The organism is Paraburkholderia sp. BL9I2N2 (assembly GCF_004339745.1).
Classification (GTDB): domain Bacteria; phylum Pseudomonadota; class Gammaproteobacteria; order Burkholderiales; family Burkholderiaceae; genus Paraburkholderia.
This window is the reverse complement of the sequence record NZ_SMGP01000001.1, coordinates 1,906,775-1,921,542: the sequence shown is the minus strand read 5'-3', so window position 1 is coordinate 1,921,542 and position 14,768 is coordinate 1,906,775. Positions and strand designations below refer to the sequence as shown.

The window sequence follows — 14,768 nt, the reverse complement described above, 5'->3', positions numbered from 1 at the left end:
CGGGTTCTCCTATTTGCGGACCTTGCGCGTGCCGTCGTCAGCGTCGCGCGGCGGCGTGGGCGGCGGCGGCGGTGTCGTGAGCGGCACAGGGGGCACGCCGGGGCCGAGCGGAATCGGGAAGCTCGACATCTCGATCGTTTCGGGACCGATGAGGATGTACGACGCCCCGGCTCGCAGCGCGATGGTCGCGCTCGACTCGATCTCGACCGCCACGCCCGCCTTGATCTGCACCGCCACGCCCGCGTTGAGCGCATAGGCTTCGCCGACGAACTGGTTGTGCGTGGTCATGGTCGCGGCCGACACGCTGCCGAGCACGCTGGACTTGCTGCTGCCGCGCACCGCGTCGTTGCGCGTGCCGCGCGTCTCGCGGAATTCGTTGCCATCGATGCGCACGTGGCGCTCGCCGGATACGTTCATCAGCGCGTCGTGCCGGACCCAGGTCTCGTGATCGCGCTCGGCGTGGAAGAACAACTGTTCGTCGCCCTTGCGGTCGTCGAAGCGCACCTCGTTGTAGCCATTGCCGCCCTTGGTGGACTGGCTCTTCATCGTCGATACCGCGCTCCCGGTCGGCAACTCGTAGGGCGGCATGTTCGTCGAGTTGTAGACCGCGCCCGTGATGACCGGTCGGTCCGGATCGCCCTCGATAAACTCGACCAGCACCTCCTGCCCGACGCGCGGCAGGAACATCGCGCCCCAGCGCCGGTTCGCCCAGCTTTGCGCGACGCGCACCCAGCACCGGTCGAGCCGGTTCGCGCCGTCCGGCTGAGTGAGCTGCTCCCAGTGAAACTGCACCTTCACACGGCCGTACTGGTCCGTGAGAATCTCCTCGCCCGGCGGACCGATCACGACAGCCGTCTGCGGGCCGCCCACGTTCGGGACCGGTGTGGTCTTCGGCGTGCGGAACGTGTTGTCGCTGCGAATCGCGCGGAAGCTGCAATCGAAAATGGGCAGCGTGGAATCGCTTGTCGACACATACGCGTCGGAGACGATTTCCGCGCGATTCTCGATCACGAGGTACTGCCGGTTCTGCGCGCTGCCCGGATGATCCCGCAGCCGGAACAGTCCGCCCGCCGCCATGCCGCGCGACGTGGAGCGCCCTTCGATGGCATCGTTCTGCGCCTGATGAATCTCGACGTTGACGCGGGCAAGCCGTTCTCCATCGCCCGCCTTGACGTGCCCCGTCAGGTGCTCCTGCATCAGATAGCGCGGCGGATCGAAGGGCGCGCTGCGCGTCGCGCGCGCGACCATCCCTTCGCTGTTGCTGACCGAGGCCTTCTCGAAGTCGTAGTCGTTCACTTCGTAGCGGCCGGTCTGCAGCGTCGCGCCCGACATCCAGCGGTACACGCATTCTTCATCCTGCTCGGGCGTATCCCAGGCCTGAAACGGAATCGACTCGTAGTGCGCGATCGGCCGATGCTCGGCGCTCGAATCCGTGAGTACGAGTGTGTGCTTGCCGCCCGCATGCTCGAAGAAATAGTGGATGCCTTCGCGCTCCAGAAGCCGGTTGACGAAATCGAAATCGGTCTCCCGGTACTGCACGCAATGCTCGAGCGCCGGATAGCTCGCCGTACAGGCATTGCGAAAGTCGATGTCGAACGACTCCAGCACCTGCGTGACGATCTGCGGGACCGTGCGCTGATAGAAGAACCGCCGGTGCGACGCCTGCGTGAGCAGCCAGAGCCGCGGGTGCACGACGGCGTCGTAGCGCGCCATGCGGTTGTGGGTGGTGTCGCCTGGCGCGATCAGACGCAGCGTCGTCACGATGCCGTTGAACTGGCGCTCGCCGCCGGCCGGATAGTCGAGCGTGACGGACAGGTTCTCGCCCAGCACCGTGCCGGGGTCGATATCGTTGCGCGTGCTCAGGAACACCAGCTCGAAACGGCTCAGGCGGCCCAGGGCTTCGCTCGCGGACATCCGCAGGAAGATGGCCTCGTCGCCGAGCGGCGCGCACTGCATGCGCACGTGGCGCGTGCTAGTCGAAGGCATAGGTGAACTCCTCTTGCTCGACGCCGACGTGAACGCGCGCGAGCGAGTGGCCGTCCATCACGCGTGTCAGGAACTCAGTGCTGATGCGCGGCAGCACACTGTTGGTGAGAATCGCGTCGATCATGCGGCCGCCGCTTTCGAGGCGCGTGCACCGCAGCGCAATCTGCGCGATGACCGCTTCGTCGTAGGTGAACGGCACCTGGTGCGTGCGCGTCACGCGGTCGGCCACGCGCCCGAGTTGCAGGCGGATGATCGCGCGCAGCATGTCGTCGGAGAGCGGGTAATACGGGATCGTCACCATGCGCCCGAGCAACGCGGGCGGGAACGTGTGCAGCAATTGGGCGTGCAGTTCCTGTTCGATGACGTCCAGCGGCGGCCAATCGTTCGGATCGCGGCACAGTTCGGCAATGCAGTCGGTGCCCGCATTGGTGGTCAACAGGATCAGCGTGTTGCGAAAGTCGATGGAACGGCCTTCGCTGTCCTCCATCCGGCCTTTGTCGAAGACCTGAAAGAACAGTTCGTGGACGTCGGGATGCGCCTTCTCGACTTCATCGAGCAACACGACGCTATGCGGGCGGCGGCGCACGGCTTCGGTGAGCACGCCGCCCTCGCCGAAACCGACATAGCCGGGCGGCGCGCCTTTCAATAGCGAGACCGTGTGTGCCTCCTGGTACTCGCTCATGTTGATCGTGATCAGATTCTGCTCGCCGCCGTACAACACCTCGGCCAGCGCCAGCGCGGTCTCGGTCTTGCCGACGCCGGACGTGCCGGCGAGCAGGAATACGCCCACGGGCTTGTCCGGATTGTCCAACCCCGCGCGGGAGGTCTGCACGCGCCGGGCGATCATCTGCGTCGCATGCTGCTGGCCGATGATGCGGCCGTCGAGCAGTTCGTTCAGCCGCAACACGTTGCCTATTTCGTTCTTCAGCATGTTCAGCACGGGCACGCCCGTCCAGTCCTGCACGACCGCCGCGACCGCGTGACGATCGACGCCCGGCAGAATCAGCGGCGCGTCGCCTTGATGCTGCGCGAGGCGCGCCTGCTGCTCGCGCAGCGCGGCGAGATCGGCCTCGGGCGCGCCATCGCGAAGCTGGGCGCGGCGCGCGAGAATGTCCTTCACCATCTCGCGCTCGATGCGCCAGCGCGCATCAAGTTCGGCGAGGCGCTCCGTTTCGCGCTGCAACGCAGCCGATGCCGCCTCATGACGCGCCGTCGTGTCGATACCAATCGCACTTTCGCGCGCGATCACTTCGAGTTCCGTGTTCAGCGCGTCGATGCGCTTGCGGGCGTCGTCCACTTCCGGCGGCGTGGCGTGCTGGCTGACCGCGACGCGGGCGCATGCTGTATCGAGCAGGCTCACGGACTTGTCGGGCAACTGCCGCGCCGGAAGATACCGATGCGAAAGCCGCACGGCCGCCTCGACGGCCTCGTCGAGAATCTGCACGCCGTGATGCGCCTCCAGCGCAAGCGCGATGCCGCGCATCATCGTGACCGCGCGCGCCTCGTCGGGCTCGCGGACCTGCACGACCTGGAAGCGCCGCGTGAGCGCCGGATCCTTTTCGATGTGCCGCCGATACTCCGACCATGTCGTCGCCGCGATCGTGCGCACGCTGCCGCGCGCGAGCGCCGGCTTCAGCAGGTTCGCGGCGTCGCCCGTGCCGGCCGCGCCGCCCGCGCCGATCAACGTGTGGGCTTCGTCGATGAAGAGAATCACCGCTCGCTCGGCCGACTGCACTTCCTCCAGCACCTGGCGCAAGCGCGCCTCGAACTCGCCCTTCATGCCCGCGCCGGCCTGGAGCAGCGCGACATCGAGCGTGCGCAGCGTCACGTCGCGCAGCGCGGGCGGCACGTCGCCCGCCACGATCCGATGCGCGAGACCTTCCACCACCGCCGTCTTGCCCACACCGGCCTCGCCCGCCAGCAGCGGATTGTTCTGCCGGCGGCGCATGAGAATGTCGATCACCTGACGAATCTCGTCGTCGCGGCCGACGATCGGATCGAGCTTGCCCGCGCGCGCCTGTTCCGTCAGGTCGAGCGTGAAGCGCTGCAACGCGTCCTGCGTGCCGGGTGGCGTGTCCAACGTGCGCGTCGCGGCGGGCTCCTCCAGTGCCGCTTCGGGCGAACCGTCGAGCACGCTGGCGAAATCGTCGGCGAGTTCGTCGACCTTCACACGATCGAATTCGCGCGAGATGCCGCGCAGCGCATTACGCAATGCGGGCGTCTGCAAGGCCCCGATCAGCACATGCGCGCTGCGGACCTTTTGCGCGTCGAACAGCAGCGAGCCGTAGACCCAGCCGCGCTCGACGGCCTCCTCCATCTGCGACGAGATATCCGTGATCGACGTCGAGCCGCGCGGCAGACGATCGAGCGCATCGGTCAAATCGCGCGCGAGCACGGCGGTCTCGACGTCGAAATGCCGGATCACGCGATGCAGGTCCGAATCCGGCAACTGCAACAACTGATGCAGCCAGTGCACGAACTCCACATACGGATTGCCGCGCAGCCGGCAGAACGTGGTTGCGCTTTCCATTGCGCGAAAGCTGAGCGTGTCGAGTTTGCCGAACATGACGGCGCGGCTGATGTCTGCCATTGAACTAGTCCTTTGCGCGATGTGAAGTGGAGTGTGAGGTGGGTGGTTTGAGCATCAGTTGCCTTGCGTCGGCGGTCGCCGCGCGAGCATGCAGCCAGGTGGTGTAGCCCAGACGCTGACGGCGGCCGAGCGCGAGGCGCGGCACTTCGGATTGACGCAACTGGAGATTGACGTCCCAGTCGAGCGGATCGCGCACGTAGAGACGCACCCAGTCGGTCAGGCTCACGAGGCTCGCGCCACCCGGAAGGAAGCGCTGATAATCGCGCATGGAGAGCGGCCCGAGCACCACGCGAAACTTGTGTTGCCGGTCGAAGATGCGCGCGCCGAGCATCGTGCCGACACCCAGTCGTGCGCTCTCGTCGCGTGTGCCCAGACGGCTCATCGAATGCGCGGGCAAATTCATCCAGTGGCCGACGTTTTCGCGCACGTCGACCGGCAGACCGAAGAAACGCGCCAGGACGAGCCGCAAACCCGCGGCGTGCCGCGTGCCGCCGGCAAGCAGTCCGGCGAAGTGCAGCTTGGCGAAATCGGGCACGCTGTCGCGCTTGCGCAGCGCGGGCTCGCCGAGACCGAAGGTCGTGCCCACATAAGCGGAAAAACGGTCGCCGTTGTCGCGATCGAGGCTCACGACCGGCTGCGCCACCGCCCACGCGCGGTAGAACAACGACGCGATCCGATGATGAAACACGTCGAGAAAGCGCGCGAAAGTAGGATCGCCGGCATTGCGCGCGCGGTCACGCACGTATTCGGTCAGGTGCGTCGGCATCGGGCCATTCGGTCCGAGCAAGCCCAGGAAATTCACGACGAGTTTCGGCGCAGCCTCGCCCGCGGTCGCGAAATGGCGCAGCGTGGTCGGGAAGAAAATCAGCTCGGGCTCCTGTCCGAAGCGCACGGCATCTTCGCGCGGACGCAGCGACGAACCGACGCGCGGCAAGCCCGGATACGCACATTCGACGAGACGTACCGCCTGAAAGAAGTCGAAGCGGTTCGCATCGGCGGAGAAACGATCGAGCAAGGTCAGAGCGTCCGGCATTGCCCGCTCCCTGGCGCCCAGCGCATGAGTTCACCGCGCGTCACACTGGACACGATCGTTTCGGTGAACGAGTTCATCGACACGTACTGCGTGAAAAACCGCGCGAGCACCGCGCCGAACAGGAATGCGCCCGCGCCTTCAAAGCCGCTTTCGTCGAGCAGCACCTCGATCGCGAGGCCGCGGCCGAACACGATCGGCCCTCGCGAAGGCAAGCGCCGCGTGACCGGCGCCGAGCGGATGGAGCGCAAGCCGTCGATCTGTCGTGCCGCGGCGCTGTCGCCGGTGGGCGCGTACAGTCCGAGGAGATCGCGCATGGCGCGCGCGCCGCTGCCGTCGGCATCGTCCACGAGCGACGCATAGTTGAGCGACAGATGGCTCAGCAGACGCCAGGCAACCGGCCCTTCCGCATACGACGGCAGCGGACGGCTGGGCCCGCCGATGCATCGCACGCTCGACACGGGCGCCTCGAGTTCGAGCGTGAAGTCCGTCTCGCCCTGCCCGCGCGGCATGCTCAGCGTCAGGTCGCGATTCGTGCACAGCACGCTCAAACCCAGTTGCTGAAGGTCCGCCGGATACGGCGCCTCGCGCGTATCGACCAGCGCGAGCCAGGTTTCGCTGCCGGTATAGGACGAGCGGGCGCCACGCTCGTCCCGCTGCGCGGGAAGCAGCCGCTTTTCGCGCCGTACCTGATAGAAGGCGTGTCCCGGCTCGTCGCTTCCCAGATCGCGTGCACGATAGAACGGCTGAAACTCGATCGGTCCGCCGCCGCCCGACCGATAGCCGGTGACGCTTTCCACCCGGTACACCTCGAAGTCCCGCGGGCGCGTGCGATCCACCACGACGTGGTGCTCGAATTGTTCACCCGTGACCGGAATGCGATCGGTGCGACGCGCGAACAGATTGATCGCGGGCGTGCAATGCAGCGCGAAATTGGCCTCGTCGACGATCTGTTCGAGCGCCGGGTCGATCTTCGACAGCAGCACGATCAACTCGATTTCATCGCGCTCACAGCGCTGCAAATGCAGGCGCAAGCCGTCGATGCCGATGAACATGAAGCGTTGCGCGAACGCAAAATACTCCTGCAGCAAGCGATAGCCGGGAAACGACTGCTCGCTCACGGGCAACAAGGCTTCGTCGTCGGAGAATCCGAGGGGGCGCAGGGCCGAGGGCGGCAATACCGCATCGGGCAGCGCCACGCCGAGCGCCGAGCCCAGCAGCAATTCATATAGCCGCGCGGCCAGACCGTCGCCGCCGCGCAGATGGATCGGCAGATGATCGAATGCAAGGTCGCTGAATTTCAGCTTGTTCAGCGCGCGCAGCTTGAGGCGCAGGCCGGCCTTCACGCCCTGCGGCAGCCTTGCGTCGACACCGGGCAGCGTGCCGCTGTGCGTAAAGAGACGCGCCTCGACGAGTTCGATTGGAGACAGCGTGAGCGCGTGCGCGGTGCGGAATTCGCAACGCGTGGAGCGCTCGCCGTCGAGCCTGCCGAACAGCGCCGTGCCGCGCGGAATCGCCACGCCGTCGGCAAGCGCGGGATGCGTCATGTCGGGCTGCATTTCGACGATCGTCATTGCCGGCGTGGGCGCGAGGTAATGCGGGTAGACCAGCTCGGCCAGATGCTCCGTGAAACGCGGGAACTCGGCGGCGATCTTCATCTGCACGCGCGCGGCGAGAAAGCCGAAGCCTTCCAGCAGCCGCTCCACGTAGGGATCGGCGCACTCGAAGCCTTCCAGCCCGAGCCGGCTCGCGATCTTCGGAAACGCCTTCGCGAACTCGCCGCCCATCTCGCGGACGTGCTGAAGCTCCTCGCTGTAGTACTGAATCAGGTCCGGGTTCATGGCGTGGGATTTCCTGGTATGGCTTCGATGCAACGACGCGCCGGCGGGGTCACGCGCGCGGTCCTTCCGAGACGTCGACCTTGCCCGCTTCGAGGTCGAGTTCCGTGCGCAGATACAGACGCTCCGGCACGGGATGCGCGTGAAGATCGCCTTCGACGATGAACGCAATCGCGTTGTGCTGGCCACTCGTTTCGCCCCTCTGGATCGCGCGAACGCGCAGCGTGCCCGGCAGAATGCGTGGTTCGAACGCGCGGATCGCATCGGCCATCAGGCGTTCGATCCGCGCGACATCGACATTCGACGCGCTCTTGCCCGCGAGGTCGGAAAAGCCGAAATTCAGCACCGACTCCGCGACGCCCGGATAGCGGGCGACGTCCTGCGACGACGCGATACCCTGCGCATTGAGCAGCCAGCCGAGATCGCGCATGACGTTGCGGCGCAGCGAGCGCGCCGAACTCGACCGATGCTCGCGCACTTCGCGCGTGGCATCGGGCTCGTGATCGGTCAGCCTCTCCAGCAGCGAAGGCTGCACACGTTCGGCGTTTTTCAGGCGCATAGCCGCTTACGCCGTCGCGTTCGCCGGGATGTTCCACTTGCTCTCGACGACCCCGCCGAGCGCCGAGCCCGAGGTCGGGTCCTGCTGCTGATAGGTCACATGGAACTTCTCGAAGTTGAGCGTCACGGTTTCGGTGAAGCGGTCCTCGCCATCCGAGCCGCCGGTCGAGTAGTTCGTCACCAGCACCTTCTCCATTTCGATCGTGTAGTACTCGAGCGGCTTCGTGCCGCCGGCCTTGCGCACGGTGAGCTTGCCGGTGGGGAAATGCTTGCCGGTCGAACAGGCCGTGATGATCGACGGCGTGGCCCGGTCGGTGTACTTGGTAACCGACAGATCGTGGACCGCCACCTTGCCGCCTCCGCCGCCCGTGCCGAGGTGCATCGTGCCGGACTGGGAGAGACCCCAGCTCCACGAGAGCACATCGATTTCGTCCTTATGCGTGGAATCGAGCGATTCGCCCTTGACGGTGCCCAGATCCAGAAAAATATCGACTGCCATGGTGTATCCCTATGTAGATGACTGCGGTGAAAAGAATCGTGTACTCGTGTGCGTCAGGCGGCTTTGGCCGACGGCAGCTTCGAGACGAGCCGCAGCGACACGGTCAGCCCTTCGAGCTGATAGTGCGGACGCAGAAAGAATTTCGACGTGTAGTAACCCGGATTGCCCTCGACCTCCTCGACCACGACTTCCGCCGCCGCGAGCGGACGACGGGCCTTGGTCTCTTCGGACGAGTTCGCGGGGTCGCCATCGACGTACTGAAGAATCCAGTCCTGCAGCCAGCGCTGCATATCGTCCTTTTCCTTGAAGCTGCCGACCTTGTCGCGCGCGATGCACTTGAGGTAATGCGCGAAACGGCTGCATGCGAACAGGTAAGGCAGCCGCGCGGCCAGATTCGCGTTGGCGGTCGCATCTGGATCTTCATACTCGATCGGCTTGTTCAGCGACTGCGCGCCGATAAAGGCCGCAAAATCCGAGTTCTTCTTGTGAACCAGCGGCATGAAGCCGTTCTTCGCCAACTCCGCTTCGCGGCGGTCGCTGATTGCTATTTCGGTCGGGCATTTCATGTCGACGCCGCCGTCATCGGTGGGAAACGCATGCACCGGCAAGTTCTCCACCGCACCGCCCGACTCGATGCCGCGAATGCGCGAGCACCAGCCATAGGTCTTGAAAGACCGATTGATGTTGACCGCCATCGCGTACGCCGCATTCGACCACGCGTACCGGGACGCATCGGTGCCGGCGGTGTCTTCCTCGAAGTCGAATTCCTCGACCGGGCTCGTCTTGGCCCCATACGGCAGGCGCGCAAGAAAGCGCGGCATGGCGAGGCCGATATAGCGTGAATCTTCGGAGTCGCGCAGCGAGCGCCATGCGGCGTGCTCGGGCGTCTGGAAAATCTTCGTCAGATCGCGCGGATTCGCCAGCTCCTGCCAGGAATCCATCAGCATCACCGCAGGGTCCGCGCCCGCGATGAACGGCGCATGCGCCGCCGCGGAGATCTTGCCCATCTGGGTCAGAAAATCGACATCGGGGCTGCTATTGTCGAAGTAGTAGTCCGCCACCAGCGCGCCGTATGGCTCGCCGCCGAACTGGCCGTACTCCTCTTCGTAGAGCTTCTTGAAGAGCGGGCTCTGATCCCACGCCACGCCTTTGTATTTGCGCAACGAGCGATGCAGATCGGACTTCGAGATGTTCATTACCCGCAGCTTCAGGCTTTCGTCGCTTTCCGTATTCGTGACCAGATAGTGCAGGCCGCGCCATGCGCTCTCCAGCTTCTGGAATTGATCGGTGTGCAGGATCACGTTGATCTGCGCGCTGAGCTTTTCATCGATTTTCGCAATCAGCGATTCGATGCTCGCAAGCGCATCGTCCGACACGCGCTGGGTGTCGAGCAATGCCTGCTCCGCCAGCGTGCGCACCGCGTTCTCGACGGCCTCGCGGGCCTTGTCGGTGCGCGGGCGAAACGCCTTTTGCAGCAGCTTCTGAAACTCGCCGGATGAACTGGTGTCGTCGACCTGCTGCTCGGCCGGCTGCTGCGTGCTCGTGGATTGCTCCAGGTTGGTATCTGCCATCGTGGCTCCTTTATTCCGAATCGTCGGTTTGGCTCGTTTGCGGCTTGGGCGCGGCGGCGAGCGCGCTCAACAGCGCCGGGTCTTCGAGCAGCTGGCCGACGAGTTTTTCGGCGTCGGTCTTGCCATCCATGTAGGTAAGCAGGTTCTGCAGCTGGCTGCGCGCCTCGAGCAGCTTCGCGAGCGGCTCGACCTTGCGGGCGATCGCAGCCGGCGAGAAGTCGTCCATGCTCTCGAAGGTCATGTCCACGCCGATCTTTCCTTCGCCCGTCAGCGTGTTGTCGACGTGCATCGCGACGCGCGGCTTCATCGAGCGCAGCCGCTCGTCGAAGTTGTCGATATCGATCTCGACGAACTTGCGCTCGGTAACCGGCGGCAGCGGCTCCTGCGGCTGACCCGACAGGTCCGACAGCACGCCCATCACGAAAGGCAGATTGACCTTCTTCTCCGAGCCATACACTTCGACGTCGTATTCGATCTGCACGCGCGGCGCACGATTGCGCGCAATGAACTTCTGACTGCTTTCCTTGGCCATCCTGTGATCCTCCTCAATGAAAACAATGTGATGCGGCGCGATTCGAATCAGGTGGCCGGCAAATCGGCGGCCGCCGTTCCAATCACCTGAGTCAATTGCGCGAGCCCTTCCGGCGCGAGTTCCTTGAGCAGATCGACGAACGACTTGTCGATCAGGCCGCGCGCACGTGCGAGCAGAAGCGGCACCGGGCTCGCGGGCTCGTGCCTGGCGTAATACGCGCACAGGCGGTCCAGCGTCGCGGCGACGTCGGCGCGGCTCGAGATAACGTCACCGGCCCCCGCGGACCTCGTTTCGGTTGCACGATCGTCCGCCGGCGCGGCTGGCTCCGCCGCAATGCCCTGCTCCTTCAGGCATCCGCCCAGCAGTGCTCCCGCCCGGCGAAGCAAGGTCTTGAGCGCGTGCAGTTCGAGCGCCTGCGTCACGCCCACGCGCTCCGTCAACACGCGTTCGAGCGCCTCGGCGTTGGCGAGCGCCATGTCGGATGCGGTCTTCGCGCGCAGCGCCGCTTCCGGCGACGAGGCCGTGGCCGCTTCGATCTCCGCAAGGCTCATGACCCCACGGTTGTCGGGGGCAACGGTCTCGCCATTCGCATACGACCACTCGCGCAAGGTGACAGGCACGTCATGCGGCACGAGCCGGCAATCCATGAGATCGGCGAGCAGACCGGCTGCATCCACGAATGCGGCGAGTGCGTTGATCCGCACGGTGGGATCGTTGCCGTCGCTCGCGTCGAGTTGCGGATGGACGTGATCCCAGTTGCGATTGAGAAGCGCCGCGGCGAGCGCGAGGCCATCCGCGAGCCCGGCAATACCCTCGTGAGCAAGCCGCGCTCGCGCAAGCCACGCGACCACACGCAGGTCTCGCGTGCGCGCCATCAACTCGACGCACAAGGCGTCCGCCGCCGCCCAGTCGGGCGGTACGGCGGCGACGAGCGTGGCGCCATATTCCGCTTCAGGACGTCCGCCGACGGCTTCCTCGAGTTCGCGAAATCGCGGGTCGTATTCGAGATCAGGGCCGCACGGCGCTTCATGCGACAGCGTGTCCAGCCATTCCGTCCAATCCTGATGAGCGATGAATTCAGTTTTCATGGTCTGCGTTGTGCGTTGAAACCAGGCGGTCCGTTCATTTGCCTCCTGCTTCAGAAAACACGCGAACGGTCTCTCTATTCCATCGACTTTTCAACTGTAGTAATCCGAATTAATTTGACCGGTCATCATGCGCGAGGGGCCAACGTCTTCCGCCGCTTGCTACTTGAAAAAAGTGTAAGTGGCGATGTACGGCGAGTTGCCCGCCGCGTGTTCGACGGTGCAAGGCGCTGTTGGCGCCGCGCCGCCTGCGGTCATCGTGCGTTGCACGTAGCGCACCTCGCTCAACATGCCCTGCGCGCCCGTCGAACGTGTTTCCAGCAGGAGCTGCGGCACGCCGTTCGGCGTGTCGCTCGGCATCTGCGCGAGAACATGGCCCACGATCCGGCTGCCGTCGCGAGCTTCCCAGGACGGTCCCGCCGAATGCTCGATCACCGCGGTCCCGCTGGAGTCAAACAACGTGGCGCGCGGACTGCGGAACACCCAGCCGAGCGTGTGCTTCGCATCGTATTCACACGAGTAAATCTGCACGCCGGATGCGGTCGCGCTCAGGAGCGCTCGCGCATCGGGTGGGTCGATCGGCGCGGCGCCGGCTGACGTGCCGACTACCGCCAACAACCATCCGGCGCTGATCGAATGGCGCGTTCTGCGTGACAAGCGAATCATGGCGATGCTCCTTGTTGACCCGATACGATGAAAGCCTGCAACCGCCCCTCGTCAGACACGGTCGAGATTGGCCGAGGCGAACGCCCAGTTCAGGTGACGCGAGACCGTTGCAACGAGATAGTCCGGCCGGCGGTTCTGATAGTCCAGGTAGTACGCGTGCTCCCATACATCGACGGTGAGCAGCGGCACGAGTCCGCGCGTGAACGGCGTTTCCGCGTTGCTCGTCTTGACGACCGCGAGTTCCCCGCGATCGAGCACGAGCCACCCCCAGCCACTGCCGAACTGCGAGGCCGAAGTCGCGACGAGCGTCTTGCCGAGCGCATCGACGGAACCGAACTTGCGCACGATCGCCGCCTGAAGCTTCGCGCTCGGCGCGCTCGGCGCCGGGCTCAGCGAGTTCCAGTAGAAGTTGTGGTTCCATGCTTGCGCGGCGTTGTTGAAGACGTCGGCGAGCGCGGGCTGGTCATGCGACTGCATGATGACCTGCTCGAGCGATGCCTGTTCGAGCGGCGTGCCGGCAAGGAGCTTGTGCAGATTGTCGAAATACGCCCGGTGGTGCTTGCCGTGATGAATGCCGATGGTGCGCGCCGAAATGGTCGGTTCGAGCGCATTGTCGGCCCATGGCAGGGGCGGCAGCGTTTGCGGCGACGAGCCGAGAAATGCCGGAACGACACTCGTCGCCATGCTGGCCGCGGGCTCGGCGTCGGGAGTGGTCGCGCCGGTCGCAAGCTTCGAGAACAGCACGCCAAATGAGGCCATGGACCCCGCCGCCATCAGACGCCGCCGGGAAATGAAGGAGTTGAGCATGTTTGAACCTGTTGTTGTGTGGGCGACCAGTTCACCCGGTCTGCTGACACAACACCTCGTCATTGCGATCTATTCCACGCCGCTTTGAAATCTCCGCGCGCGGCTGCCGGCGGGATAACAGCCGTTACCTGACTATTCCTTGCACGTGAAGAAACCGCCAGCCGGAGATGCGATGAAAGCGAGAATGACCATTGAAAAATGGTCGAATCCCTACGAAAAAATTACGACGGTCGGAGGGCGCCCGTTTCGACTGCGGCCGGCACGCGTGTCGATGGATAGGCGCATCCGTTATCCCCTGTCCAATGCTCAGCTGGAATTGCGCGCAACGCGAGTATTGCAGCAAGAAACGGAAGGCGGCCGACTGCTGGCGCCCATATTGTTCAGGCAGAGGGAAGCGATTGCGTTTTCCTCGTTCAACCACAGTCAATGAGGAATTCACCATGTCCAAAGAAGATGACAACAAGGCCGTCGTAGGCCGCTGGTTTGCCGATTTCTGGGGCAAGACCTGCAACCTCGGCATCGTCGACGAACTCGCCGCTCCTGACATGCTTCTTCAATACTCGCTGCACGAGCCGCGCCGTGGCCGCGAAGACATCAAGGCCTTCATGACCGGTTTCCGCGAAGCGTTCCCCGACCTCAACTTCTGGGGCGCGGCCGATCTCATTGCCGAAGGGGACTATGTCGTGGGCCGTTGGGAGGGTGGCGGCACGCATACCGGTCCGGCATTCCGCGATTTCCTCGTCGGCTCGTTGCCTGCGGCCACCGGCCGGACCATGCGCTTTACGGGCACCACCGTGTTGCGGCTCAAGGACGGCATGATCGTTGAAGAAATCGGCCTGGACGATGGCGTCACCGCCCTGCAGCAACTCGGACTCATCAAGCCAGTGTGATCGAAGACGCGGCGCTGCCGGTATCTCTCGACGTCGCCGTGTGCCGATAACGGGCGTCGACCGTGAATGTCAACCTTGAGTTTGCGGCGCAGTCATTCAACGCGACGACGTTGACCTTTGCTTCGATTGACTGCGCCGTAACGCCATCAAAGTCCGATCAACCAGCTAAAGTCTGCCACCGGCAACAAGCAAACCCATGAGCCGTGCAAGAAGGATAGACTGGTCGGCCGAAAAGTCACTGTTCAAGCTGAAACGTCGGCTCCAGCATCGCTGCAAAACGCACGATGGAAGAACAACCAACCACGATTGTGAGGTCTCTCATGAAAACGGCGGTCAAGGTTCTGCTCGGCATGGTTGTCTATCCGATGGTCTGTTCTGCTCAAACAAACGGCTGCGATGCGAAGCGCAGTTCGATAGAAAAAGAAATCGCCTACGCGCAAACGCACAGCAATGCGAAGCGCGTCGATGGTCTGGAAACCGCCCTCGCCCAAATGAACGCGAACTGCACGGATGCCGTGCTGCGCAGCGAGGCGCAACGCAAGGTGGCCGCGTCGCAAAAGAAACTGGCTGAACGCGAGCACGACCTGCAGGAAGCGAAGGCCAACGGCAAGAGCGCGAAGAAAATCGCCGAGCGGCAACGCAAGGTCGATGAGGCGCATGCGGAGCTTGAACGGGTGCAGCTGGAAGCATCGCAGTAAGCCGACATGCTCGGCACC

Annotated in this window: 14 protein-coding genes; 3 read left to right on the top strand and 11 right to left on the bottom strand. The window is 64.4% G+C overall.

The annotated features are described in order from the left end of the window. Positions 1-9: 9 nt before the first annotated feature. The 11 genes from tssI to B0G74_RS08915 form a co-directional block, all read right to left on the bottom strand. The gene (gene tssI / locus B0G74_RS08965; RefSeq protein WP_132374469.1) at positions 10-1,986 is read right to left on the bottom strand and encodes a type VI secretion system tip protein TssI/VgrG; all 1,977 of its coding nucleotides are present in this window, start codon (positions 1,984-1,986) and stop codon (positions 10-12) included. Next, complete coding sequence (gene tssH, locus B0G74_RS08960) at positions 1,973-4,576, bottom strand: type VI secretion system ATPase TssH (RefSeq protein WP_132374468.1); 2,604 nt, start codon at positions 4,574-4,576, stop codon at positions 1,973-1,975. The genes tssI and tssH overlap by 14 nt, the downstream gene beginning before the upstream one ends. Positions 4,577-4,580: 4 nt before the next feature. Next, positions 4,581-5,609 (bottom strand): type VI secretion system baseplate subunit TssG, encoded by a 1,029-nt coding sequence (gene tssG, locus B0G74_RS08955; RefSeq protein WP_132374467.1) that lies wholly within the window; start codon positions 5,607-5,609, stop codon positions 4,581-4,583. After that, positions 5,594-7,447: a type VI secretion system baseplate subunit TssF gene (gene tssF, locus B0G74_RS08950; RefSeq protein ID WP_132374466.1), complete on the bottom strand. Its 1,854-nt coding sequence runs from the start codon at positions 7,445-7,447 to the stop codon at positions 5,594-5,596. Before tssF ends, tssG begins: the two co-directional genes overlap by 16 nt. A gap of 49 nt (positions 7,448-7,496) precedes the next feature. Then, positions 7,497-8,003 (bottom strand): type VI secretion system baseplate subunit TssE, encoded by a 507-nt coding sequence (tssE, locus tag B0G74_RS08945; protein WP_132374465.1) that lies wholly within the window; start codon positions 8,001-8,003, stop codon positions 7,497-7,499. 6 nt (positions 8,004-8,009) lie between these two features. After that, the gene (locus tag B0G74_RS08940; RefSeq protein ID WP_132374464.1) at positions 8,010-8,501 is read right to left on the bottom strand and encodes a type VI secretion system tube protein Hcp; all 492 of its coding nucleotides are present in this window, start codon (positions 8,499-8,501) and stop codon (positions 8,010-8,012) included. Between the two features lie 53 nt (positions 8,502-8,554). Further along, the gene (tssC, locus tag B0G74_RS08935; RefSeq protein ID WP_132374463.1) at positions 8,555-10,072 is read right to left on the bottom strand and encodes a type VI secretion system contractile sheath large subunit; all 1,518 of its coding nucleotides are present in this window, start codon (positions 10,070-10,072) and stop codon (positions 8,555-8,557) included. A 10-nt stretch (positions 10,073-10,082) separates the two neighbouring features. Continuing rightward, positions 10,083-10,604, bottom strand: coding sequence for a type VI secretion system contractile sheath small subunit (tssB, locus tag B0G74_RS08930; protein WP_132374462.1), 522 nt, complete (start codon positions 10,602-10,604; stop codon positions 10,083-10,085). A 47-nt stretch (positions 10,605-10,651) separates the two neighbouring features. Further along, positions 10,652-11,692: a type VI secretion system protein TssA gene (tssA, locus tag B0G74_RS08925; RefSeq protein WP_132374461.1), complete on the bottom strand. Its 1,041-nt coding sequence runs from the start codon at positions 11,690-11,692 to the stop codon at positions 10,652-10,654. A gap of 159 nt (positions 11,693-11,851) precedes the next feature. After that, positions 11,852-12,355 (bottom strand): DUF3455 domain-containing protein, encoded by a 504-nt coding sequence (locus B0G74_RS08920; protein WP_132374460.1) that lies wholly within the window; start codon positions 12,353-12,355, stop codon positions 11,852-11,854. A 51-nt stretch (positions 12,356-12,406) separates the two neighbouring features. Beyond that, the gene (locus B0G74_RS08915; protein ID WP_132374459.1) at positions 12,407-13,162 is read right to left on the bottom strand and encodes a superoxide dismutase; all 756 of its coding nucleotides are present in this window, start codon (positions 13,160-13,162) and stop codon (positions 12,407-12,409) included. Positions 13,163-13,334: 172 nt separating this feature from the next. Between B0G74_RS08915 and B0G74_RS08910 the strand changes: the two genes are divergently transcribed. The 3 genes from B0G74_RS08910 to B0G74_RS08900 all read left to right on the top strand — a co-directional run bounded on the left by B0G74_RS08910 (position 13,335) and on the right by B0G74_RS08900 (position 14,750). Then, positions 13,335-13,592, top strand: a complete 258-nt coding sequence (locus B0G74_RS08910; RefSeq protein WP_132374458.1) for a hypothetical protein — start codon at positions 13,335-13,337, stop codon at positions 13,590-13,592. A gap of 10 nt (positions 13,593-13,602) precedes the next feature. Beyond that, positions 13,603-14,052: an ester cyclase gene (locus tag B0G74_RS08905; RefSeq protein ID WP_132374457.1), complete on the top strand. Its 450-nt coding sequence runs from the start codon at positions 13,603-13,605 to the stop codon at positions 14,050-14,052. A gap of 320 nt (positions 14,053-14,372) precedes the next feature. Continuing rightward, complete coding sequence (locus B0G74_RS08900; protein ID WP_132374456.1) at positions 14,373-14,750, top strand: DUF1090 domain-containing protein; 378 nt, start codon at positions 14,373-14,375, stop codon at positions 14,748-14,750. Positions 14,751-14,768 lie beyond the last annotated feature (18 nt).